The sequence below is a fragment of the Dactylosporangium roseum genome (genome assembly GCF_025264685.1).
In the GTDB taxonomy this organism is placed as follows: domain Bacteria; phylum Actinomycetota; class Actinomycetes; order Mycobacteriales; family Micromonosporaceae; genus Dactylosporangium; species Dactylosporangium roseum.
In genome coordinates this window covers 186,074-208,173 of record NZ_CP073721.1, presented here as the reverse complement: position 1 = coordinate 208,173, position 22,100 = coordinate 186,074, and the positions used below count along the sequence as shown (strand labels likewise).

General features: G+C 69.6%; 21 protein-coding genes and 1 pseudogene. 7 read left to right on the top strand and 15 right to left on the bottom strand.

Features of this window, described 5'->3' with window-relative positions:
• Nucleotide 1 precedes the first annotated feature (1 nt).
• Nucleotides 2–367, bottom strand: coding sequence for an NADH-quinone oxidoreductase subunit A (locus Drose_RS00970; RefSeq protein ID WP_260726289.1), 366 nt, complete (start codon nucleotides 365–367; stop codon nucleotides 2–4).
• 145 nt (nucleotides 368–512) lie between these two features.
• Nucleotides 513–1,787, bottom strand: a complete 1,275-nt coding sequence (locus Drose_RS00965; RefSeq protein WP_260726288.1) for a geranylgeranyl reductase family protein — start codon at nucleotides 1,785–1,787, stop codon at nucleotides 513–515.
• 312 nt (nucleotides 1,788–2,099) lie between these two features.
• On the opposite strand from Drose_RS00965, the gene Drose_RS00960 reads away from it, so the two are divergent.
• A complete protein-coding gene (locus tag Drose_RS00960) occupies nucleotides 2,100–3,029 on the top strand; it encodes a hypothetical protein (RefSeq protein WP_260726287.1) in 930 nt (309 codons plus the stop codon).
• A gap of 10 nt (nucleotides 3,030–3,039) precedes the next feature.
• Here the strand turns inward: Drose_RS00960 and Drose_RS00955 are convergent, their stop codons facing one another.
• Complete coding sequence (locus tag Drose_RS00955) at nucleotides 3,040–3,732, bottom strand: demethylmenaquinone methyltransferase (protein WP_260726286.1); 693 nt, start codon at nucleotides 3,730–3,732, stop codon at nucleotides 3,040–3,042.
• Nucleotides 3,729–4,940: a cyclic dehypoxanthinyl futalosine synthase gene (gene mqnC / locus Drose_RS00950; RefSeq protein WP_260726285.1), complete on the bottom strand. Its 1,212-nt coding sequence runs from the start codon at nucleotides 4,938–4,940 to the stop codon at nucleotides 3,729–3,731. The genes Drose_RS00955 and mqnC overlap by 4 nt, the downstream gene beginning before the upstream one ends.
• 68 nt (nucleotides 4,941–5,008) lie before the next feature.
• Between mqnC and Drose_RS00945 the strand changes: the two genes are divergently transcribed.
• The gene (locus tag Drose_RS00945; RefSeq protein WP_260729560.1) at nucleotides 5,009–5,965 is read left to right on the top strand and encodes an aldo/keto reductase; all 957 of its coding nucleotides are present in this window, start codon (nucleotides 5,009–5,011) and stop codon (nucleotides 5,963–5,965) included.
• Nucleotides 5,966–5,969: 4 nt separating this feature from the next.
• Here the strand turns inward: Drose_RS00945 and Drose_RS00940 are convergent, their stop codons facing one another.
• The 7 genes from Drose_RS00940 to paaA form a co-directional block, all read right to left on the bottom strand.
• A complete protein-coding gene (locus Drose_RS00940; protein ID WP_260726284.1) occupies nucleotides 5,970–6,677 on the bottom strand; it encodes an anti-sigma factor in 708 nt (235 codons plus the stop codon).
• A gap of 35 nt (nucleotides 6,678–6,712) precedes the next feature.
• The gene (sigK, locus tag Drose_RS00935; RefSeq protein ID WP_260726283.1) at nucleotides 6,713–7,333 is read right to left on the bottom strand and encodes an ECF RNA polymerase sigma factor SigK; all 621 of its coding nucleotides are present in this window, start codon (nucleotides 7,331–7,333) and stop codon (nucleotides 6,713–6,715) included.
• Between the two features lie 275 nt (nucleotides 7,334–7,608).
• Nucleotides 7,609–8,706: a 1,2-phenylacetyl-CoA epoxidase subunit PaaE gene (gene paaE / locus Drose_RS00930; protein ID WP_260726282.1), complete on the bottom strand. Its 1,098-nt coding sequence runs from the start codon at nucleotides 8,704–8,706 to the stop codon at nucleotides 7,609–7,611.
• Nucleotides 8,703–9,176 (bottom strand): 1,2-phenylacetyl-CoA epoxidase subunit PaaD, encoded by a 474-nt coding sequence (gene paaD / locus Drose_RS00925; protein ID WP_260726281.1) that lies wholly within the window; start codon nucleotides 9,174–9,176, stop codon nucleotides 8,703–8,705. The genes paaE and paaD overlap by 4 nt, the downstream gene beginning before the upstream one ends.
• Nucleotides 9,173–9,877, bottom strand: a complete 705-nt coding sequence (gene paaC, locus Drose_RS00920) for a 1,2-phenylacetyl-CoA epoxidase subunit PaaC (protein ID WP_260726280.1) — start codon at nucleotides 9,875–9,877, stop codon at nucleotides 9,173–9,175. The genes paaD and paaC overlap by 4 nt, the downstream gene beginning before the upstream one ends.
• Nucleotides 9,874–10,152, bottom strand: coding sequence for a 1,2-phenylacetyl-CoA epoxidase subunit PaaB (gene paaB / locus Drose_RS00915; RefSeq protein WP_259860692.1), 279 nt, complete (start codon nucleotides 10,150–10,152; stop codon nucleotides 9,874–9,876). Before paaB ends, paaC begins: the two co-directional genes overlap by 4 nt.
• Nucleotides 10,145–11,164, bottom strand: coding sequence for a 1,2-phenylacetyl-CoA epoxidase subunit PaaA (paaA, locus tag Drose_RS00910; protein ID WP_260726279.1), 1,020 nt, complete (start codon nucleotides 11,162–11,164; stop codon nucleotides 10,145–10,147). Before paaA ends, paaB begins: the two co-directional genes overlap by 8 nt.
• A gap of 246 nt (nucleotides 11,165–11,410) precedes the next feature.
• Between paaA and Drose_RS00905 the strand changes: the two genes are divergently transcribed.
• Nucleotides 11,411–12,289: a serine hydrolase gene (locus Drose_RS00905; RefSeq protein ID WP_260726278.1), complete on the top strand. Its 879-nt coding sequence runs from the start codon at nucleotides 11,411–11,413 to the stop codon at nucleotides 12,287–12,289.
• 158 nt (nucleotides 12,290–12,447) lie between these two features.
• Here Drose_RS00905 and Drose_RS00900 read toward each other — a convergent pair whose 3' ends face one another.
• Nucleotides 12,448–13,305: a menaquinone biosynthetic enzyme MqnA/MqnD family protein gene (locus tag Drose_RS00900; protein WP_260726277.1), complete on the bottom strand. Its 858-nt coding sequence runs from the start codon at nucleotides 13,303–13,305 to the stop codon at nucleotides 12,448–12,450.
• Nucleotides 13,306–13,371: 66 nt separating this feature from the next.
• On the opposite strand from Drose_RS00900, the gene Drose_RS00895 reads away from it, so the two are divergent.
• Nucleotides 13,372–14,226 carry a hypothetical protein gene (locus Drose_RS00895; RefSeq protein ID WP_260726276.1) on the top strand — a complete coding sequence of 285 codons (855 nt, stop codon included), beginning with the start codon at nucleotides 13,372–13,374 and terminating at the stop codon, nucleotides 14,224–14,226.
• Here the strand turns inward: Drose_RS00895 and Drose_RS00890 are convergent.
• The 3 genes and pseudogenes from Drose_RS00890 to Drose_RS00880 form a co-directional block, all read right to left on the bottom strand.
• Nucleotides 14,138–15,382, bottom strand: coding sequence for an MFS transporter (locus Drose_RS00890; RefSeq protein ID WP_260726275.1), 1,245 nt, complete (start codon nucleotides 15,380–15,382; stop codon nucleotides 14,138–14,140). The two genes, Drose_RS00895 and Drose_RS00890, sit on opposite strands and share 89 nt — an antisense overlap.
• 60 nt (nucleotides 15,383–15,442) lie before the next feature.
• Nucleotides 15,443–16,030 carry an ArsR/SmtB family transcription factor gene (locus Drose_RS00885; protein WP_260726274.1) on the bottom strand — a complete coding sequence of 196 codons (588 nt, stop codon included), beginning with the start codon at nucleotides 16,028–16,030 and terminating at the stop codon, nucleotides 15,443–15,445.
• Nucleotides 16,031–16,215: 185 nt separating this feature from the next.
• Nucleotides 16,216–17,634, bottom strand: a pseudogene (locus Drose_RS00880) (HelD family protein); the annotation flags it as partial.
• 27 nt (nucleotides 17,635–17,661) lie between these two features.
• On the opposite strand from Drose_RS00880, the gene Drose_RS00875 reads away from it, so the two are divergent.
• The 3 genes from Drose_RS00875 to Drose_RS00865 all read left to right on the top strand — a co-directional run bounded on the left by Drose_RS00875 (nucleotide 17,662) and on the right by Drose_RS00865 (nucleotide 22,093).
• Nucleotides 17,662–18,927, top strand: coding sequence for a recombinase family protein (locus Drose_RS00875; RefSeq protein WP_313900033.1), 1,266 nt, complete (start codon nucleotides 17,662–17,664; stop codon nucleotides 18,925–18,927).
• Nucleotides 18,928–18,932: 5 nt separating this feature from the next.
• Nucleotides 18,933–19,796, top strand: a complete 864-nt coding sequence (locus tag Drose_RS00870; protein ID WP_260726273.1) for a hypothetical protein — start codon at nucleotides 18,933–18,935, stop codon at nucleotides 19,794–19,796.
• A gap of 233 nt (nucleotides 19,797–20,029) precedes the next feature.
• Nucleotides 20,030–22,093 (top strand): HelD family protein, encoded by a 2,064-nt coding sequence (locus Drose_RS00865; RefSeq protein ID WP_260726272.1) that lies wholly within the window; start codon nucleotides 20,030–20,032, stop codon nucleotides 22,091–22,093.
• Nucleotides 22,094–22,100 lie beyond the last annotated feature (7 nt).

Genomic DNA, 22,100 nt, shown 5'->3' with positions numbered 1-22,100 from the left:
CTCAGTCCCAATCCAGCCCGCCGCGCCGCCACACGTAGGCGAAGGCGACGAACACGGTGACGATGAACAGCACCATCTCCACGAACCCGAAGAGGCCGAGCGCGTCGAAGTTCACAGCCCACGGGTAGAGGAAGATGATCTCGATGTCGAAGACGATGAACAGCATCGCGGTCAAGTAGAACTTGATCGGGAAGCGGCCACCGCCGACGGGCTGCGGCGTCGGTTCGATGCCGCACTCGTAGGCGTCGAGCTTCGCCTTGTTGAACCGGCGCGGCCCGACGAACGGGGCGACCGCCACCGAGAACAGCGCGAAGGCTGCGGCGAGGGCGAAGAGCCCGAGAATCGGTACGTACGGCGCGAGCGACATCGTGCTGCTCCGTCCTTTCGGCGAGCCCGGCGGGGTGGTTGCCGCTGGGACCACTCAAGCTGTATGCGGGTTTACACTATTCGGTGATGTCCGGACGGCTTCGTCCGGGGCACCCCAAATGTGGCCTTGGGCTGTGCATTTGCGGCTAGGCAGCCGGTGCCAGCCGGGTCATTGCGTTGATCACGCGGTCCATGGCGTCGCCCCCTCGCGGGTCGGTGAGGTTGGCGAGGAGCTTGAGCACAAACCGCATGAGGGTGGGGTGTGGCATGCCATGTTTGGTGGCCACCCGCATGATCTGCGGCTGACCGATGAGCTTCACGAAGATGTTCCCGAGCCGGTAGTAGCCGCCGTAGCGGGCCTTGAGCTCGGCCGGATAGTGGGCGAGCGCGCGCTCCCGCGCCGTGCCCGAAGGGCGGGCGAGACCTTGGACGGCGATCTCCGCCGCCAGCTCGCCGGACTCCATGGCGTAGGCGATCCCCTCGCCGTTGAAGGGGTTGACCATGCCACCGCTGTCACCGACGAGCAGCACGCCCCGGGAGTAGTGCGGCACCCGGTTGAAGCCCATCGGCAGCGCCGCGCCTTGGGGCTTGCCCTCGGCGTTGGCCGGGTCGGAGAGCCCCCACTCGGCGGGCGTGTTGTCGACCCAGTCGGTCAGCAGCGTGCGGTAGTTGGTCTTGCCGTAGGCGACGCTGCTGTTGAGCACGCCGAGGCCGACGTTGACGCGGCCGTCACCCAGGCCGAAGATCCAGCCGTAACCCGGCAGAAGCTTGTCGCCCGACTCACGGCTGCGCAGCTCGAGCCACGACTCGAGGTAGTCGTCGTCGTGCCGCGTCTCGCTGCGGAAGTATTGCCGGACGGCGACGCCCATCGGGCGGTCCTCACGCTTGGCGATGCCCAGCGCCAGTGCGAACCGGCCGGAGACCCCGTCGGCGGCGATGACCAGCGGCGCACGGAACTCCAGCGGCTCCTTGTCCGGCCCGGTCGCCGTCACGCCGACCACACGACCGGTGCGGTCGAGGATCGGGCCGCCCACGTTGGTGCCTGTGCGCAGGATGGCGCCGGCGTCGGTCGCCGCGGTCGCGAGCATCTGGTCGAAGTCCATGCGCGTGCGGGTCAACCCGTAGTCGGGGAAGCTCGCGAGCTCGGGCCAGTCGAGCTCAAGACGGATGCCGCCACCGATCACACGCAGGCCACGGTTGCGCAGCCAGCCCTTCTCTTCGGTGGTGTCGATCCCCATCTTGATCAACTGCTTGACGGCCCGGGGTGTCAGCCCGTCACCGCAGACCTTCTCCCGCGGGAACTCGGTCTTCTCCAGCAGCAGCACCCGCAGGCCGTGGCGAGCCAGGTGGAACGCGGCGGAAGAGCCGCCAGGTCCGGCGCCGACGACGATGACATCCGCGTCTTTCCCGGTGTCGGTCACAGCCGTCACACCTCCTTGCCCTTCGGTTCTACCTGTCGTTCTTCGCCTGGCCGCCGTTGGCCACTGCTGTCATCCCGCTCGTGAAAGTCTTCACAAAGTACTCCGGGGGAAGTCTAGAACCGCTGGGTGGCCCACCGTCAGTTAGGCGACCCTAATTTTTCACCCAGGGCGTCACCTAGATCGCCGACTCGGTCGACAGCATCGCTGCTCGGTGGGCGTTCTGCCCGACAAATCGTGATCATGGCTCTGGGTTATCCACAGGAAAATCTCTACTGTCGACAGCCGGCGACCGGATGACAATCCTCGGTCATCATGAACCCCGGGCAGCCGGACCGTGACCGGCTCGACGCACACGCCACCGCACAGCGCGGACTCTTCACCCGCACACAGGCCCTGAACTGCGGATACAGCGAATCCAAGATCAAGACGAAGTGCCGGACCGGCGACTGGACCGTCGTCGTTCGGGACGTCTACGCCGACCGAGGCCTGGAGATCACCCCCAGGCTGCGGGACGCGGCGGCCGTGCTGGCGCTGCCCGGCGCCGTCCTCGCCGGCCCGTCGGCCGCCCGGTGGCACCGCATCGAGGTGCCGAGCACCGCCACCTTCGTCGCCTATCCCCGGCGGATCCGGCGCCGGCAGGTGCACGTGCTCCATGAGGAGCCACCGCCCACGGACGTCGTCCAGGTGGACGGAGTGGCGACGACCACCCTGGGTCGCACGCTGTTCGACTGCGCCCGCCTGCTGCCGGACGCGGCCGCGACGGCACTGCTGACCAAGGCGTTGGAGGAGGGCTGGACGACGATGCCCGAGTTGGCCGAGCGCATCCGGGACATGACCGGCCGCCACGGCACTCCCCGGCTCGTCCGCCTGATCAGGACGGTGGCCTTCGGCGACCGCAGCGCCGCGCTGCAACTCATGGTCCGGCTGCTGCAGCGAGCCGGGATCTGGGGCTGGCAGTTGCACGAGCCGATCAACGACCGGTGGGGCCTGATCGGCCTCGGCGACGTCGTCTTCCCGGAGGCCAAGTTGGTGCTCGACCTGGGACCCGGGCCGGAGCTGGGCACCGACGACGCGGAGCCGAAGCAGGAGATCGCCGCCCGGCGACGGGAGCGAGCCGTCCGGCTGGCAGCCGCCGGATGGACGGTCACCGCGCTCACCTGGGGCGACCTGACCGGTCACCCCACCGAGGTCGTGGCCGAGCTGCGGGCCTGCCTCGACCGCCTGACCCCGGTGCGGTGGTGAGGCGGTGCGGTCAGATCCGGAAGCCGCGGTGCAGCGCCACCACACCGCCGGTGAGATTGCGCCACGCCACCTTGCGCCAGCCGCTGCCGGCGATCCGGGCCGACAGTCCTTCCTGGTCCGGCCAGGCACGGATCGACTCGGCCAGATAGACGTAGGCGTCCGGGTTGCTCGACACCCGTTTCGCCACCTGGGGCAGGGCGCGCATCAGATAGCCCATGTAGGCACCACGGAACGGTCGCCAGGTCGGGTGGCTGAACTCACAGACGACCAATCGGCCACCGGGTTTTGTGACCCTCGCCATCTCACGCAGGGCGGCCTCGGTGTCGCTGACGTTGCGCAGCGCGAAGGAGATCGTCACCGCGTCGAAGGTCTCGTCCGCGAACGGCAGGGCCAGCGCGTCGCCGGCCAGCAGCGACACCGTCGGGCGCCTCGCGCGGCCGGCCTGGAGCATCCCGATCGACAGGTCCACGCCCACGGCGAACGCGCCGGACTTGGCCAGCTCGAGGGTGGAGACGCCGGTTCCGGCGCCGAGATCCAGCACCCGCTCCCCCGGCTTCAGGCCCAGGGCGAGCCGCGTCTCACGCCGCCACATGCGATCCTGGCCGCCCGAGAGCACGGTGTTGGTCAGGTCATAGCGACGGGCCACCCCGTCGAACATCGCCGCGACCTCGTGCGGCTCCTTCTCCAGCGAGGCGCGGGTCATGAGTTCACCGGCGTCAGCGGCAGGGAGCGGCCGGCGCCGCCGCCGGGCAGGGCGATCGAGGAGAAGTGCGACTGCACCCGCTCGTCGGTCGGGTCGTCGGCGGGGGTCCAGTGGACCCGCATGTGCCGATACTCGGTGTCGCGTTGGGCCGGGACGCGGTCCGCGTCGCGGATCATCTGCACCAGCTCGGTGAGGCGGGAGCGGTGACGGGCACCGGCGGAGGAGATCACGTTTTCCTCGAGCATGATCGAGCCCAGGTCGTCGACACCCATGTGCAGCGACACCTGGCCGACGTCCTTGCCGGTGGTCAGCCAGGACGACTGCAGGTGGTCCACGTTGTCGAAGAACAGCCGCGCCACGGCGATCAACCGCAGGTATTCCAGGCTGGTGGCCTGTGTGCGGCCCTTCAGGTGGTTGTTCTCCGGCTGATAGGTCCACGGGATGAACGACCGGAAGCTGCCCTCGTAGCCGTTGCCGACCGCGAGGTCCTGGACGTCCCGGATGAGGCGCAGGTGCTCGATCCGCTCGGCATTGGTCTCGCCGGTGCCCATCATCATCGTCGCGGTCGACGACACACCGAGCCGGTGCGCCGCCGCCATGACCTCGAGCCAGCGCTCGCCCGACTCCTTCAGCGGCGCGATCGCGCGCCGCGGCCGGGCGGGCAGCATCTCCGCGCCCGCACCCGCGATGGAGGCCAGGCCCGCGGCCTTGATCCGGGTGATCGCCTCGTCGATGGAGACGCCGGAGACCTTCGCCATGTGCAGCACCTCGGACGGCCCGATCGAGTGGATGACCAGGTCCGGGAAGGCGGAGTGGACGGCGGAGAACAGCTCCTCGTAGTACTCGACGCCGAAGTCGGGATGATGTCCACCCTGCAACATCACCTGCGTGGCACCGAGCTCGACCGCCTCCGCGCACCGGCGCAGGATCTCCTCGGTGCTGTGGGTCCAGCCCTCGGCGTGCTTCGGCGCCCGGTAGAACGCGCAGAACTTGCAGGCCGTCACGCAGACGTTGGTGTAGTTGATGTTGCGGTCGATGATGTAGGTGACAATGTTGTCCGGATAGCGTCGGCGACGCACGGTGTCGGCGGCCTCACCGAGCTCGTGGAACGGCGCGTCGGTGTAGAGCAGCAGCGCCTCTTCCGGGCTGATCCGCCCGCCGCCGGCCGCTCGCTGCAGTATCTCGCTGATCACCGGAGTTTCCGTCACAACCCAGAGCGTACCCAGCGGGTGAGCCGTGGCGTTCAGCCGTGCTTAGGATCACGAGTGTGACTGACATGCGCTATCGCCGTCTCGGCAGGTCCGGGCTTCCCGTCTCGGTGCTCGGAATCGGCTGCAACAACTTCGGCGGCCGGATCGACGCGACCCAAGCGGCGGAGGTCGTCCACGCCGCGCTCGACCATGGCGTCACGCTCTTCGACACCGCTGACGTCTACGGCAACGCACCCGGCGACTCGGAGCGGACGTTGGGTGCGAGCCTCGGCAAGCGCCGCGACGAGGCCGTCGTCGCGACCAAGTTCGGCATGGACGTGCGTGGCGCCTACGGGCCCGACTGGGGCGCGCGGGGCAGCCGGCGATACATCTTCCGAGCCGTCGAGGCGTCGCTGCGCAACCTCGGCACCGACTACATCGACCTCTACCAACTGCACGCGCCCGACCCGGAAACACCGATCGAGGAGACCCTCGGCGCGCTCGACGACCTCGTGCGGTCGGGCAAGGTGCGATACCTCGGTCACTCCAACTTCACCGGCTGGGAGACCGCCGACGCCGCCTGGGTCGCCGGGACGAAGCAGCTCACACCGTTCGTGAGCGCCCAGAACCGATACTCGCTGCTGCACCGCGAGCCGGAGCAGGAGCTCGTCCCGGCGGCGCAGCGGTTCGGGCTGGGCCTGTTGCCGTACTTTCCGCTGGCCAGCGGGCTACTGACCGGCAAGTACCACCGTGGGGAGTCGGCGCCGGTCGGCTCGCGGCTCGACCGGGTCGGCTACGCGAAGGTCCTGGCCGAGGCGCCGTGGGACGTCATCGAGCGGCTGGAGGCGTTCGCCCACGAGCACGGCATCGACCTGCTCACCCTCGCGATCGGGGCCCTGGCGGCCAAGCCGGCGGTGGCCAGCGTGATCGCCGGGGCGACGTCGGCCGCTCAGGTCGCGGCCAACGTCGCGGCCGTCTCCTGGCAGCCGTCCGAGGACGACATGAAGGCCCTGGACGAGCTACTCAAGGGTAACGAGCGGTAGCCGGTCAGAGGTCGATGATGCCCACCGGCGGGGAGCTTGGCTTGGTAGAGCCGTTGGCCGGTTCTACCGTGACGCCGAAGGCCTTCGCCAGGAACGGCACGTAGACACGGCCGGTTCCCGAGGGGACCAGGCCCGCATGCCGCGGCGAATCGCCGATCATCCATAGCTGATACGCCTTGCCGTCGCCGGGAGACGACAGGCCGTCGAGCACGGCGACGGCCGCGTCGCGGGACGGGGACACCACCACCGTGACCCGGCCGCCGCCCATGTCCTTGCTGACCAGCCGGGCGTCGGCCGCGGCCAGGACCGCGTCGACGCGGGCGCTCTCGTCGCGAAGGTTGGTGACCTGCTGCTGGGCCACCACCCAGGTGCCGGCGCCGACGCCGGCGGCCAGCACGGCGGCGGCGACCGCCGTCACGCCCCAGCGGCGCAGCCGGTCCCGGGCCGTGCGGCCGGGCGAGGTCGGCGCCCGGCGGCTGCGCTCCTGCGGGGTGCGCGCGATCTCCGCCATGACGGACTCCCGCAGCCGCGGCGGCGGCGCCTCGGCGACCGGGTGTGTCAGCCACGCCACGGTCTCCCGCAGCTCCGCCACCTCGACGGCGCAGGACGGGCAGTCGCGCAGGTGCCGGTCGAACGCGGCCCGCTCCAGGTCGTCCACGGCGTCCAACGCGTAGGCGCCCGCGAGCGCGTGAATGTCCACGGTCCCGGTCATGCGCCCTCCGCTCCGCTCCGGCCGCTCCGGGCCGGTCATGAGAGCGCCACCCCCAAGCAGTCCCGCATGCGGATCAGACCGTCCCGCATCCGCGTCTTGATGGTCGGCAGGGCCGTGCCGAGCTGGTCCGCGACCTCCCGATAGCTGTTGCCGCCGTAGTAGGCCAGCGTGATGGCCTCCCGCTGCAGGTCGGTCAGGCCGTCGAGACATCGGCGGACCTGCTGCTGCTCGATGCGCGCCGTCGCCGACTCGACCACGTCGTCGTACGGCGTCTCGGCGCTGACCGCCGCCACCCGCCGTACGCGCTCGATGCCGGCCTGCTCGGAACGGACCCGGTCGACGGCCCGCCGGTGCGCGATCGTGAACACCCAGGCGGTGGCGCTGCCGCGGGTGCCGTCGTAGCGGGCGGCGGTCCGCCACACCTCGACCATCACCTCCTGCATGACCTCCTCCGACTGGGCGGGGTCGCGCAGGACGCGGCGGATCAGCCCGTACACGCGGGCCGACACCAGGCCATAGAGCTCGGCGAAGGCGCGCTCGTCACCGCGCGCGGCCCTGGCCAGCAGTTCGTCGGCGTCGACGCGCCGCTGCGGGGTCGGCACCGCGACGAGCCGCTGCGTGGGCAGCTCCTCGTGCTCGGGTCTCATGTCGCTCATTCGGAGCGACCACCGACCCGGATTGGTCTCATCGGAAACCTCCGTGGAAACCCCCGGCTTGGCCGTGGAAAGCAAACGGAACCCCTGCGGAGCAGGACAGGAAAGTCCGCGCCACCGCAAGAACCGCCACATGGTCGCGGAGGGGCTCTCCGTGATTGCCTGTGGAGGCGGTGTGCGACCTCAACGAGAGTCCTCTCGGACGAAGCGGTCGTCGGCGAAGCAGGAAACCCAGCGAGCGACCGCTGGAATCCCCGCCTTCAGACGTGGAGAGAATGTCAGGCGTCGTAGTCGACCACGACGCGTTCGGTGATCGGCATCGCCTGACAGGTCAAGACATAGCCGGCGGCCAATTCGTCGGGCTCCAGGGCGAAGTTCCGAGCCATCTCGACCTCACCCTCGACGATCTTGGCGCGGCAGGTCGAGCAGACGCCACCCTTGCACGAGTACGGCAACTCGGGCCGCCGCCGCATCGCCGCGTCTAGGATCCGCTCGTCGTGCGCCATCGTGAACGTCGACTTCCGCCCGTCGAGCACGACGGTGACCTCCGCGCCGGGCCCCTCCGCGGGCGTCGGCTCCTCGGCGGCGATCGGCGGCGTGTCGGAGACGTGGAAGAGTTCGGTGTGCACCTGGGCGTCGGGCACCCCGCGCACGCTCAGCGCGACGCGGGTGTCCAGAACCATGCCGTACGGCCCGCAGAGGAACCACTCGTCGACCGTCCCCGGCGGGACCAGCGCGTCGAGGATCCGCCCGATGCGCTCCTGGTCGAGCCGACCGGACAGCAGCGGCGACTCCTGCGCCTCACGGGAGAGCACATGGATGACGTGCAGCCGATCCCGGTACCGGTCCTTCAGGTCGGCCAGTTCCTCGGCGAACATGACGGTGCCGGCGGCCCGGTTGCCGTAGATCAGCGTGAACCGGCTGCCGGGCTCGACGGCCAGGGCGGTCGCCGTCAGCGACAGCACCGGCGTGATCCCCGACCCTGCGACGACGCCCGCATAGTGCCGGGTCCGCTCGGCGGAGAACGCGCTGGTGAAGTGGCCCAACGGCGGCATCACGTCGACCTCGTCGCCGGGGGCGAGTGCCGACAGGGCGAACGTCGAGAACGCCCCGCCCGGGACCCGCTTGATCCCGATGCGCAGGACGCCTTCCTCGGCGAGCGTCGCCGGGGTGGAGCAGATCGAGTACGACCTGCGGATCTCCTCCCGGCGGACGGTCAGGTGCTGCCCGGCTCGGAACTCGAACACCGGCCGCAGCCTGGGCGGCACGTCGAACGTCACCGCGACCGCGTCGTCGGTCAGGCGCTCCACGTCGACGACCGCCAGCCGGTGGAACGTGGGTCGCCGCTTGGCGGGACGCGTGATGGAAACGGTCATAGGGTCTTCACCGCATCAAAAGGCTCGAGACAGGCGCGGCAGCGCCGCAGTGATTTGCAGGCGGTCGACCCGAACCGGGACAGTTCCTCGGTGTCCGGCGACCCGCACCGCGGACATCGGACGGTCAGGGACAGCGACACGGGTCGGTGGCCACCGGCGGCGGGCGGCGCGATGCCGGCCTCGGCCAGCTTCCGCCGGCCCGGCTCGCTGATCCAGTCGGTGCTCCAGGCCGGTGACAGCACGGTGTCGACAGCGACTTCGGCGAACCCGGCGGCGTGCAGGGCCGCCTCTATGTCGGAGCGGATCATGTCCATGGCGGGACAGCCGGAGTAGGTCGGTGTGATTGTCACGGTGACGCGGTCGTCGCGCACGGCGACGTCCCGCACGATGCCCAGCTCACCGATCGTGACGACCCGCAGCTCAGGATCGCGGACCGCCGCGACGAGATCAACGACCTGAGCGGTCGTCACCACGTCGCCCCCGGGTGTGCCCGGTGCAGCACCTGCATCTCCGCGAGCAGCCGCGACAGGGCCTCGGTGTGCAGGCCCCGCCGTCCGCCGGTCGGCGCCCAGCCGTCGGCCGGCCGGGTCAGGGTGGCCTCGGCGAACACCTTGTCGATCTCGGCCAGCCAGGGCTCGCGGAGGTCGGCCGAGGAACCCTCGAACAACTCGTGCGTGTACGGCCAGACGGCGTCGACCCCGCTCTGCATGCGGCGGTGCGACTCGTCCGTGCCGTCACCGAGGCGGACGACCCAGCGGGAGCTGTGGTCGACGTGGTACGCGGACTCCTTGCGAGCCTTCGCCGCGATCGCCGCCAGCCGCTCGTCGGTGCCGCCGGCCAGGCGGTCGTAGAGCAACCGCTGGTAGGCGGAGAGAAACAGCAGCTTGGCCATGGTGACCGCGAAATCGCCGTTGGCCAGCTCGACGAGCTGCACGTTACGGAACTCGCGATCGCCGCGCAGGAAGGCGAAGTCGTCCTCGCTGCGGCCGTGGCCCTCCAGCTCACCGGCGTAGGCGAATAGCAGCCGCGCCGCGCCGAGCTGGTCCAGCGCGATGTTGGCCAGCGCGATGTCCTCTTCCATCTCCGGCGCGCGTGAGCACCACTCGCCGAGCCGCTGCGCCGCGATCAGCGCGTCGTCGGCGAGACCCAGCACGTCCCCAAACCGGATCATATGTGTTCAGCACCTTCCGGCACGGCGTAAAACGTCGGATGCCGGTACACCTTGTCGGCCGCGGGGTCGAAGAACGCGTCCTTCTCGTCGGGACTGCTCGCCGTGATCGCGCCGGCCGGAACGACCCAGATGGACACGCCCTCCTGGCGGCGCGTGTAGACGTCACGCGCGTTGCGCAGCGCCATCTCGGCGTCGGGGGCGTGCAGGCTGCCGACGTGGGCGTGCGACAGTCCCCGGCGCGGCCGGACGAAGACCTCCCACAGCGGCTCAGACATGCGCCACCGCCTTCTTCGCGGCGTGGGCGGCAGCGGCCTCGCGCACCCAGGCGCCCTCTTCATGTGCACGCCTGCGGTGCTCGATGCGCTGCCGGTTGCACGGACCGTTGCCCTTGATGACCTGCATGAGCTCGTCGTAGTCGGGCTGTGTGTAGTCGTGGGCGCCGCGCTCGGCGTTCCAGCGCAGGTCCGGGTCGGGAATCCGCAGGTCGAGCACGCCCGCCTGCTGCACGCACATGTCCACGAACCGCTGCCGCAGCTCGTCGTTGGAGAACCGCTTGATCTTCCAGGTCATCGACTGCTCGGAATGGGTGGAGTCGCTGTCGGACGGGCCGAACATCGCCAGCGACGGATACCACCAGCGGTCGACCGCGTCCTGGGCCATCGCCTTCTGCTCGGGCGTGCCGTGCGACAGGGTGTACAGGATCTCGTACCCCTGACGCTGGTGGAACGACTCCTCCTTGCAGATGCGGATCATCGCCCGCGCATAAGGTCCGTAGGAGCAGCGGCACAGCGGCACCTGGTTGACGATCGCGGCCCCGTCGACGAGCCAGCCGATCGCGCCGACGTCCGCCCAGCTCAGCGTCGGGTAATTGAAGATGGAGCTGTACTTCTGGCGCCCCTCGATCAGCATCTCGACCAGCTCCTGCCGGGAGATGCCGAGCGTCTCGGCCGCCGCGTAGAGATACAACCCGTGGCCGGCCTCGTCCTGGACCTTGGCCAGCAGGATCGCCTTGCGCTTGAGGGACGGCGCGCGCGAGATCCAGTTGCCCTCGGGCTGCATGCCGATGATCTCGGAGTGCGCATGCTGCGCGATCTGCCGGATCAGCGTCTTGCGGTACGCCTCCGGCATCCAGTCCCGGGGCTCGACCTTCTGGTCGGCGGCGACGATCGCGTCGAAGTATCCCTGCGGGTCACCGTCGTTTTCGACGGCCCGGTCAGCGGCCTGCCGGAGGTCACGCTCGGCGCTGTCGACCTGATCGAGGAGTGGGCCGAAATCGTTGCCGTACACCCCCTCAGTGTTACAGCAACCGACCGCCACTGCAAGAAATTGTCACAGTCGCACGACGCCGACTTGAGTCAACCACCAGTGACTTTTGAGCCTGTTTGGCCTGCAAGCCGCGCCCCGGAACGAGAGACTGTCCCTCGCGTCCCATGGAACCCAGATGTCCCATACGAGGTGTTAACACCGGCAACACCTGCTCATGACCGGCGATCGCTGCAATAGGGCCGATCGCCAGGGAAGGATCACCGATCCATGCGCAAGCGCGTCGGATTTGTCATATTCGTACTACTCCTCGGCGCGGCGCTGGTCGTGGTGCCGTACCTGTGGGGCAGCGACGTGCTGAGCCACAACCGGTCGGACGCCGCCGCCCCGGCCCCGTTCGCCGGGAGTCCGGCGCCGTCGGACGCCCCGGCTCGCAAGGCCGCACCGGCGCCTCCGCCCGCGCCCGCGTTCCCCCCGGCGCTACTGCACCCCGCGACGGTGGCCGTCGACGCGACGGGCTTCTGGTCGTGGACCGTGCTCGACCGCCGTACCGGTGAGATGGCGGGCTCGGCGAACGCCGCGACGACGCAGCGCACGGCCTCGATGATCAAGGCGTGGCTGGCGTCCGACTACCTGCGCCGGACCACCAACCCGAGCCAGTCGAACCTCCGGCAGCTCAGCATCATGATCCGCAACAGCGACAACACCGCCGCCTCGTACTTCTGGGGCCTCAACGGCAGGGCGGCGAGCATCGCGCGGCTGGTCCAGATCTGCGGGCTGACCGACAGCAGGTACTACATCGACTGGGCCAGCACGATGGTCTCGGCTCGCGACGCCGTGCGCATGGGCGCCTGCATCGGCGACGGCCGCGCCGCCGGTCCGAAGTGGACCGACTGGGTCCTCAACGAGATGCGCAACGTGTCGTCGAGCCAGGAGTTCGGCATCGTCCCGGCACTGCCCGAGACCGAGAAGGCGACGACTGCGGTGAAGAACGGCTGGATCGCCCGCAGCGACGGCAAGTGGCACGTCAACTGCATGGCCATCGGCACCGACTGGGTGCTGGGCGTCCTGACCGTGTACCCGGCGTCGAAGGGCATGAACTACGGCGCCAACATCTGCTCCACCGTCACCCGCCAACTCCAGGCCTGACCGCCCGCCCCCTTTCTGCGTTGATCATGCAGTTGTGGTGCCTGACAAACCCGACATTCTGGGAGTGTCAAGGCACCATAACTGCATGATCAACGCAGAAGGGGGCGGCGGCGTTGCGCTGCGCATGATCGACGTAGATGGGGGGTGTGCGGGGCGGGTCAGCCTTTGAAGAAGGCCGGGCCGGCCGGCGGTAGCGGGGGCACCGCGCCCAGCGCGGCGGCCCTCCGGGCGAACTCGTGCAGCCCGGCCACCTGCCGATCACCGAGCGAGAAGTCCAGCGTGCGGAAGTAGTGCGCCAGCGTCGCCGCCGACAGCGTCTCCCAGCGCGCCGCCGCCTCGGCGACTTCGTCGAGCTCGGTCAGGCAGAGCTCCCTCGAGCGCAGGAACGCCTCGTGCACGTCCTTGACCAGGCCGGGGTGCGCGGTGGCGAAGTCCCGGCGCACCGCCCAGGCGGCGAAGACCATCGGCAGGCCGGTCCAGTCGCGCCAGGCCTGGCCCAGGTCGGTGACCTGCCAGCCGTGCTGCGGCGAGTCGTGCAGCGCCCGCAGGGCCACATCGCCGATGATCACGGCGGCGTCCGCCTCGTCCAGCATGCGGGCCAGGTCGGGCGGGCTGCGGAAGTACGTCGGGCGGACACCGACGTACGTCTCGAGGTACATCTGCGCGAGCAGGACGCCGGTGCGCGAGGTCGCGCCGAGGGCCACCGGCCGGTCGTCGAGCCGGTCCAGCGGGACCGTCGACACGATGTTGACGGACAGGACAGGTCCGTCGCTGCCGACCGCGAGGTCCGGCAGGAGGAGCAGGTCCCCGGCGCTGCGAAGATACTCCACCAGCGAGATCGGGCCGATGTCGAGGTCACCCGCGACGAGCGCGGCGTTGAGCCGCTCCGGCGAGTCCTTGTGCAGATCCACGTCGATCAGCGCGCCTGAGCGCATCAGTCCCCAGTAGATCGGAAGACAGTTCAAGAACTGAATGTGGCCGACACGGGGCCGCTGCAGTGCAGACACAGAGCCCATGTTGCCCCAACCGTGACCGGTCAAGCGGTCAAGGCGGTGATTCTCACAGCGGCGTACCCTCGTGGGGTGCGACGCCCACTCGGCGTGATCATTGCCGCCTTGACACTGCTGGCCGGCTGCTCTAGGGCCCCGGCCGACCAGGAGCACGCATCCCCCGCGACGGCCTCGGCCGAGTCGTCACCGAGTGCCGCGGAGCCCGGCACGAGCCCGGGCCCCAAGCCGAGCGGCCCGCTGTTCACGCCGACCGCGACCGTGACGATGAACGTCAAGGGCTACTGGTCGTGGGCGTTCTTCGAGCACAGGACCGATCATCTGTACGGATCCGCGCCCTTCACGACCAGCGACACGGCCTCGATGGCCAAGGCGTGGGTGGCGGCGGACTGGCTGCGCCGCCAGGGAGAGCAGAACAAGCAGCCCAGCAGCGCCGCGCTCAACGAGATCAGCCGGATGATCCGGGACTCCGAGACCGAGAACACCTTCAAGTACCACGTCCAGAACGGCAACCTGAGCTCGATCAAGCGCATGATCACGCTGTGTGGCCTGACCGAGACGAAGGGCACACAAAACTCGTGGAGCCTGACACAGATGTCGGCCCGCGACGTGACCCGGCTCGCGAAGTGCATCGGCGACGGCCGGGCGGCGGGCCCGAAGTGGACTGGCTGGCTGCTCAACGAGATGCGCAACGTGCGCGGCCCGGGCCGGTTCGGGCCGATCGAGGCGTTGCCGGCCGACGCGCAGAAGACGACCGCGATCAAGAACGGCTGGCTGGCCCGTGACGACGGTCAGTGGCACATCGCCTGCATGGCCCTCGGCGACGGCTGGAGCATCGGCGTCATGGCGCACTACCCGAGCTCACTGGGGAAGGACTACGGGGCGAAGACGTGCCGGGAAGTGACGAAGCAGCTCCTGACGCAGCACTAGCCCGCCACAGCGCCGGCCCGAACGCGACCACGGCCAGCACCCCGGCCACGCCGCAGCCGATGACGACCTGCCGCGGCTCGAAGCGCTCGACCAGCAGGCCACCGGCACCGTAACCGATCAGGTTCGCCGCGTTGACGACCGCGCCGAACCGCGCGAAGAACCGGCCGCGCAGGGCCGCCGGCACCCGCCGTGCCGCGATCACACCCAGGAAGTTGTTCTCGGCCCCGTTCGTGGCGCCGCCCAGCAGCCACAGCGGGTACACCATCCACACCATCGTCGCGAAGCCCGACGCCAGGACTACCAGCGCCGTCACCAGGTGCAGCACCACCAGCAGGCGGCCGAGCGCCGCGTCGGTGCGCGCGCGGGCGGCGGCGAACCAGCCACCGACCAGCATCCCGCCCGTCCACGCCGCCTCGACCAGCCCGAACTCGGCAGGACTCCCGCCGAGCGTCTCACGGATGAAGAACACCCCGACGACCATGCTGACGTTGATGGCCAGCACGAGGGCCGCGATCAGGGCGGTCAACGCGAGCAGCATGGAATCCTGCCGGATCTTCCATGGGGTGGTACCGGCTGAGGCGCGCTCCTGCGCCGTGACGCTGCGCCGCGTGCGAAGCAGCAGCCCGGCGCCGACCACGGCGAGATAGGTGACCGCGTCGATGAGCAGTGGTACGCGCAGCCCGAACGCGCCGACCAGCACCCCGGCGAGGGCCGGTCCGGCGAGCGAACCGATCGAGTTGGCGGTCTGCCCGATCGCCATCGCCCGGCCGACCCCGTCCGGCCCGGCCATCTCGGGCAGCAGGGCGTTGAACGTCGGCGTGGTGATCGCCACGCCCAGCGCGAGCAGCGCGACGAGCGCCACGAGCAGCCAGGTGCTGGTGGTGAGGGCCATCCCCGCGCAGCACACGGCCTGCCCGAGCCCGACCACGGTGAGCAGCACACGGCTGTCGACGCGGTCGACGAGCCGCCCGACGAGCGGCGCGAAGGCGACGACCGGCAGCACCGAGGCGACGAGCACCGCGGCGACGGCCGTGCCGCCGGCTCCGCGGTCCTGGAAGGCGAGCACCAAGGCGGTGGCCGCCATGAAGTCGCCGAGGTAGGAGATGCCGCGGGCGGTGGCGAGGAGGTACACGTCGCGCGGAGACGCGAAAGACATACTTTGAAAATAATGCTTCACATCTAGCCGGCACAAGGCCCTGTGCCGGTGGTACTGCTGTCAGGCCCTCGGCACGACGCGGTAGGTCACATCCACCCGCCGGGCACCGGGCGGCGGATCGGTGCGGTTCCGCCGCGCGTACGGCTCCAGGACGCTCAGCACCTGGTCGTTGAGCTGCCGCAGCTCTTCGGCGGTGACCACGAGCTGGACACCCGCGGCGGTGGCGGCCTGATACCACTCGTAGGGCTCGCCGTCACGGCGGGCCAGCCACGCCCGGGCCCGTTGGTTCTCGAGATCCATGAACACCTCGGCCAGCTCCCGGTCCGCCGCCCGCTCGGCCGCCCCGCGCTCCGGCGGCGTCTCCACGTTGAGCCCCCGCAACTGGCTCTGCCAGACCCGCTCACGCCCGTCACCTCGGCTGGGTGCCTCCTCGATCAGCCCGGCCTTGGCAAGCGCACGCAGGTGATAGCTGGTCGCACTCGGCGACAACCCGCTGACCTGGGCCAACTCGGTGGCGGTGGCTGACTCCCCGCTGAAGAGCCGGTCGATGATCGCGATCCGGGCCGGGTGCGCGAGGGCACGCATGGTCGCCGCGTCGCGCACCTGCGCCCGTTGCGGATCCGACCGCGGAGAAGTTTCGTCAGCCACCCGACAAAGCGTAGTAACGCCCTGACCGCGCCGACGGACGGCGCACGACCGGATCCGACCGGAATCTGTGACCCTTCAGACGATCAGGAAGTCAGAGCACCGGTGACGCGACGACCGCCGCGGACTTCTACCGAGTACCAGATACCCGCCGAGGACCTCCTCGCCACCGGTTGACCACCCACGGTTCAGCCGACGAGCGCGCTCGGCAAAGGTTCGCGGTGCAGGACACTGAGCCGGGACACGGCGCGGGTGAGCACCACGTAGAGCCGGTGCAGGCCGCGCGGCTCAGCGGCGACGATGGCGGCCGGCTCGATCACGATGACGTGGTCGTACTCCAGGCCCTTGGCGAGGGTCGCCGGCACGACGGTGACCTGGCCGGCGACGGGGCTGTCGAGGTCGACGGGCTGCATGCCCGCCAATTCGAGCGCGGCACGAATCTGATCGATCTGGTGGTCAGCGGCGATCACGCCGATGGATCCGGGGTAGGCCATCGCGGTCTTGGCCTCGGCGACCGTGGCGGTCGTGAGGTCGTCAACTGCTTGGACGGTCAGTTCGCCGTCGCGGCGCAGCGAAACGGCTGGCGGAATGTTGACGGCGAGGGCGGGCAGCAGCCGGTTGGCGAGGGTGACGACCGCGTCGGGCACCCGGAAGCCGACGCTGAGCGGGACGACGCCGGCGTTGGGTTTGCCGAGGTGGCGCAGCGACTCGGTCCAGTCGGTCGCGGCCCAGGGCGCGGTGCCCTGGGCGAGGTCGCCGAGGAGGGTGATCGAGCCGTGGGTGCTGCGGCGGGCGATCGCGCGGCACTGCATCGGCGAGAGATCCTGTGCCTCGTCGAGAACGATGTGACCGACACTCGCCTGGCGTTCGATGAGCCCGGCCGCCTCGTCGATGAGCACGAGGTCGGCGGCACTCCACTTGGCGCTGCGGGCGGTCTTGGCCGGCTTCGGCCAGACGATCGCGGCCTGCTCGTCCGCGGTCACGACGCCGTCTGCCGCCCGGGCGAGCGCTTCGGGATCGCGGAGGAGGTCGAAGACGAGCCCATCTGGCGTCACCGCAGGCCAGGATGTGTCCAGGACCTCGACCACGGGCCGGGACCTGCCCATCTTGCGTGCCCAGGTCTCCGGCGGCGACTCGCCGGACTTGGCTTCGGCCTGGCGCTGCAGCAGTGACACGATGCGCGCCCGGGCCCGCTCCCGGCCCAGTGCGTACGGCGGATCCTCTCTCCGGACGTCGTCGATGACCCGGCGGAGAGCCTCGACGCTGACCCGCCAGCGGTACGCGCCGTCGGAGACCTGCAGCGGCTCCTCCGGCCGGGATAGCAGTGACCACAGCGCCCGGTGCAGCACTTGCGCCATGCGCGGATCGTGCTTGACCACCTGCGCCTCGACCGGGTCGGTGGCGCGGACCGGCATCCGGGCGATCAGGTCCTCGATCGTGGACTGCTGGACTTCGAGCTCGCCCAGGGCGGGCAGGACCGCGGCGATGTAGCCGAGGAACGCCTGGTTCGGCCCGACGATCAGCACCCCGGCCCGGCGAAGGCGCTCGCGGTGCAGGTACAGCAGGTAGGCCGCCCGGTGCAGACCGACAGCGGTCTTCCCGGACCCTTGATTTCGCCACACTAACGGAGCACGCTGCCGGACGGACGGAGCGAGTGGAGGACCTTCCGACCGGCGTTCCGGGAGAGCCTTGCGCTGCTGGCCGGCGGCACGCACGATGGGCTGCTGGCGCTCGACCTCGACCGAGTAGTGCGGGATCCGCGGGATCTTGAGGATCTCATCGACGTCGCGGAGCAGTTCAAGATTCCGGTCGAGTCGGTGACCGGATCGCTGCGGCTCGCCACCGACGCGGACATCACGATGGCGCGGGTCATGGTCGCGATGGCGAACAAGTCCTCGCGGGACACCGCGCGACGGGTCGCTGCTGCTCGTGAACGTCAGGCGCTTGCTGGGCAGTACGGCGGCGGGCGGCCGTACGGCTTCGAGGATGACGGGCGGACGATCCGGCCCGACGAGGCTGCGGTCATCGCCGAGTGCAGCGAGCGGCTGGTCCAGGGTGCCTCGTTGCGGTCCGTCGCTCTGGATCTTCGTCAGCGCGGACTGGTCACCGTAGCCGGTGCGCCGTGGCGAGCCGAAGGGCTGCGCGAGGTGCTGTTGCGGGCTCGCAACGCCGCGCGGATCGTCTACCGGGGAGAGGAGATCGGCGATGCGCCTTGGGGGCCGATCGTGCCGCTGGAGACCTTCCGGGCGGTCCAGCGGATCCTTACGGAGCCAGGGCGGGTCATCAATCCGGGCGCCGCGCCGAAGTGGCTGGGCAGTCGGCTTTACATGTGCGGGGCCTGCACGCCAGAAGATCTGAGCGTCCGAGTCACCTACCACGTGCGGGTGGGCTCACGGGTGCCGGCGTATCGATGCGGCGACAAAGCGCACCTCGTGCGTTCGGTGAAGTACACCGACCAGTACGTTGTGGGCGCGATCTTGAAGCGGCTGGCGGAGGACGACGCGGCGGATCTCATCAGGCCGGCTGTGCCCGAGGTGAATGTCAAAGGGCTGCGGGCCGAGAGGAAGGCGATCCGCAAGAACCTGGACGAGATGGCTGCCGACAAGGCTCTTGGGCTCATCGACCGTGGCCAGCTCATCGCCGCGACGGCGGCGGGGCAGGCACGGCTAACAGAGATCGAGCGTGAGCTACAGGCGGCGGTGGTCAACTCGCCGCTGAGGCCGTTGATCGAGGCGGAGGATGTCCGGGCGATGTGGGATGGGCTGCCGCTCAGCCACCAGCGGCTCGTGGTCAAGGAACTGGTGACCGTTCGGATCCTTCCCACCGGGCGTAAGGGCCGTGGCTTCGACCCGGCTGCGGTGGAAATTCGCTGGAAAGGACGGCCGCGCGCCACTGCGTAGTTTGATTGACTGCGATCCAGGTGGACGCTGTTCGAACCGCCCACGCCGCGGACACCTCAATCAACGATCTGGCGCACGGTTCGCTCGGCTGGTTGAGTGGTAAACCCAGGTGGGACCTGGCGATCGAAGGAGTCCAAGGCATGGCAACAGATGCCCTCGAAGGACCGGTTCCGGCAGCAGGTGGACGTGGGCAGCGAGTCCTCGACCTCTTGGACAAGGCAATCGGCGTTCAAGGCCCACTGGTGCGAAAGAACATTGCCAGGGCCCGTCAGCGGAACCCAGAGGCGACACCAGCACAGGTGATCCGCAATCTGGAGCGAATGTACGTAAGTGCCTTGACCGGGTCGGGCGCTGCTATTGGAGGGGCTGCAGCCGCGCCCGGAGTCGGCACGGGAGTCGCGCTGGCGTTGTCGGCAGGCGAGGCTCTCTCATCTCTTGAGCTGAGTGCCCTCTTCGCGCTCTCGATCGCCGAAGTCCACGGAGTTCCCCTCGACGAGCTCGAGCGTCGCCGAACGATCGTGATGGGCATCATGCTCGGCGGATCCGGCTCCGCCACCATCTCTAAGGTCGCCGAGCGTACGGGGCAACACTGGGGACGTCAGATTGTCGCCAAGGTGCCTGCCGAGACGTTGCGTCGGATCAACGGGATCCTGGGAAAGCACTTCATCACGAAGTACGGGACCAAGCAGGGAATCATCGTTCTCGGTCGAGTGGCACCGTTCGGTATCGGCGCTGCGATCGGTGGTGGAGCCAACGCTGCCCTCGCCATGCTGGCCGTGAGAGCCGGTCGTCGCGCATTTGGCCCACCTCCGACGTCGTGGCCATCGCAGACCGACAGCGCACCTCCGACGTCCGAAGACTCGGATTGAAACCGCACGGGGGCTTGTAACTCCAGCGGGTTGACGAGCTGAACGGACGCGGTGAGCCTGCCGTACCGCACCGTGCTGTTTATTCGGTGGTGGAGCTGACTGAGCGCGCATAAGCTGGTTGACCGCTGACGGCCGCGGTGAGGTAGCCACCGCAGCGGACGTCCCCGCGCCGGAAGTCGGCCATCTGACCCGGATACGCAAGCGAGCAGACCGAGCCCTCGAAGGGGATCAACGTGCTTGCAGAGAACGACCTCGACGCTCAGCTCGACGCCGAGCGCGCCCACCTGACCACCTCCCGGGCCGCCCTGCACGCGATGCGGCTGCGCGCGGAGCAACTCTACGCCAGTGGCGCCTCCGTCGCCGGCGACCCGTTCGCCGCCGAGACGCTCGGCATCGCCTTGGCGCGCCGCGTCGCCGAGCTGGCAGACAACCCGCGCACGCCACTGTTCTTCGGCCGACTGGATCTCCTCGACGCGCCGATTCGCGGCCCGCAGACCGGTGGCGCACTGCCGGTCGACGAGACTCTGGGCGGCCGATTTCACATCGGTCGCCGGCACGTCACCGACGAGCACGGCGAGCCACTCGTGCTGGACTGGCGCGCACCGGTCAGCCGGGCGTTCTACCGGGCCAGTGCCCGAGACCCGCAGGGCGTACAGATCCGGCGCCGGTTCGGCATCGTCGAGGGGCAGCTGACCAGCTTCGAGGACGAGCACCTCGACCGCGGCGAGGAGCTCGGCACCGCCAGCCGCATCCTCACGGAGGAGATCGAGCGGCCCCGCGTCGGCCCGATGCGCGACATCGTCGCCACCATCCAGCCGGAGCAGGACGAGCTGGTTCGCGCCGACCTCGACACTTCGGTCTGCGTCCAGGGCGCCCCCGGCACAGGAAAGACCGCTGTCGGACTCCACCGTGCGGCGTATCTGCTGTACCTCCACCGCGAGCGCCTTCGCCGGGCCGGGGTGCTGATCGTCGGGCCGAACCAGGCATTCCTCGGCTACATCGCCGCGGTCCTGCCCGCCCTGGGCGAGCTCGAAGTCCAGCAGTCCACGATCGAAGACCTCATCGGCCGTGTACCGGTCCGAGCGACGGACCCGGTCAAGGCTCAAGTGGTCAAGCACGACCCCCGCATGGCCGAGGTGCTCCGGCGGGCGCTGTGGTCCCGCCTGACTCGGCCTGAGGAGCCGCTGCAAGTCTCCGACGGCGCATACCGTTGGCGGGTCAGCGTCGAAGCGCTGCGTCGTGTCGTCGACGACGTATGGCGCGAGGGCCCCCACTACGCGCTCGGCCGAGAGCGGGCCCGGGCGCGCATCGTGTCGCTGCTGCAGCGCCAGGCCGAAGCCAAGTCCGGCGAGTCGCCGCCGGAGACCTGGGCTCGGAAGATGGGCAAGGCGAAGCCGTTGACCGAGGTGCTGGACGGCGCGTGGCCGGCGGTGACACCGGAAGGCCTCGTGTTCGACCTCCTTCGCGATGCCGAACTGCTCGCCCGCGCTGCCGACGGCATCCTGACCGCGGACGAGCAGGCCGCGATCGTCTGGCCGAAGCCGGCCAAGACCGCCCGCAGCGCCAAGTGGAGTGCCGCGGACCTCGTGCTCATCGACGAGGCGGCCGGGCTCATCGAACGCCAGGCGAGTGTCGGTCACATCGTTCTCGACGAGGCACAGGATCTCTCGCCGATGCAGTGCCGCGCGATCGCCCGCCGCAGCACCCACGGCTCGATCACCCTCCTCGGCGACCTCGCCCAGGGCACCGCGCCCTGGGCCGCGACCGACTGGACCGAGTCGCTGCGCCACCTCGGCAAACCCAACGCCGGCGTCGTCCCGCTCAGCGTCGGCTTCCGGGTGCCCGACGCGGTCGTCACCCTCGCCAACCGGCTGCTGCCCGCCCTCGCCGTCAACATTCCGCCAGCCGTTTCGCTGCGCCGCGACGGCGAACTGACCGTCCAAGCAGTTGACGACCTCACGACCGCCACGGTCGCCGAGGCCAAGACCGCGATGGCCTACCCCGGATCCATCGGCGTGATCGCCGCTGACCACCAGATCGATCAGATTCGTGCCGCGCTCGAATTGGCGGGCATGCAGCCCGTCGACCTCGACAGCCCCGTCGCCGGCCAGGTCACCGTCGTGCCGGCGACCCTCGCCAAGGGCCTGGAGTACGACCACGTCATCGTGATCGAGCCGGCCGCCATCGTCGCCGCTGAGCCGCGTGGTCTGCACCGACTGTACGTGGTGCTCACTCGCGCGGTGTCTCGGCTGAGCGTGCTGCACCGCGAACCGCTGCCGGCCGCGCTCGTCGGCTGAGCCGTCG

What these genes read in the sequence shown, in the direction of transcription:
- Drose_RS00970 (WP_260726289.1), bottom strand. Translation starts at nt 367, where the DNA reads ATGTCGCTCGCGCCGTACGTACCGATTCTCGGGCTCTTCGCCCTCGCC.
- Drose_RS00960 (WP_260726287.1), top strand. Translation starts at nt 2,100, where the DNA reads ATGAACCCCGGGCAGCCGGACCGTGACCGGCTCGACGCACACGCCACC.
- Drose_RS00955 (WP_260726286.1), bottom strand. Translation starts at nt 3,732, where the DNA reads ATGACCCGCGCCTCGCTGGAGAAGGAGCCGCACGAGGTCGCGGCGATG.
- Drose_RS00945 (WP_260729560.1), top strand. Translation starts at nt 5,009, where the DNA reads ATGCGCTATCGCCGTCTCGGCAGGTCCGGGCTTCCCGTCTCGGTGCTC.
- Drose_RS00940 (WP_260726284.1), bottom strand. Translation starts at nt 6,677, where the DNA reads ATGACCGGGACCGTGGACATTCACGCGCTCGCGGGCGCCTACGCGTTG.
- sigK (WP_260726283.1), bottom strand. Translation starts at nt 7,333, where the DNA reads ATGAGCGACATGAGACCCGAGCACGAGGAGCTGCCCACGCAGCGGCTC.
- paaE (WP_260726282.1), bottom strand. Translation starts at nt 8,706, where the DNA reads ATGACCGTTTCCATCACGCGTCCCGCCAAGCGGCGACCCACGTTCCAC.
- paaC (WP_260726280.1), bottom strand. Translation starts at nt 9,877, where the DNA reads ATGATCCGGTTTGGGGACGTGCTGGGTCTCGCCGACGACGCGCTGATC.
- paaB (WP_259860692.1), bottom strand. Translation starts at nt 10,152, where the DNA reads ATGTCTGAGCCGCTGTGGGAGGTCTTCGTCCGGCCGCGCCGGGGACTG.
- Drose_RS00905 (WP_260726278.1), top strand. Translation starts at nt 11,411, where the DNA reads ATGCGCAAGCGCGTCGGATTTGTCATATTCGTACTACTCCTCGGCGCG.
- Drose_RS00900 (WP_260726277.1), bottom strand. Translation starts at nt 13,305, where the DNA reads ATGGGCTCTGTGTCTGCACTGCAGCGGCCCCGTGTCGGCCACATTCAG.
- Drose_RS00890 (WP_260726275.1), bottom strand. Translation starts at nt 15,382, where the DNA reads ATGTCTTTCGCGTCTCCGCGCGACGTGTACCTCCTCGCCACCGCCCGC.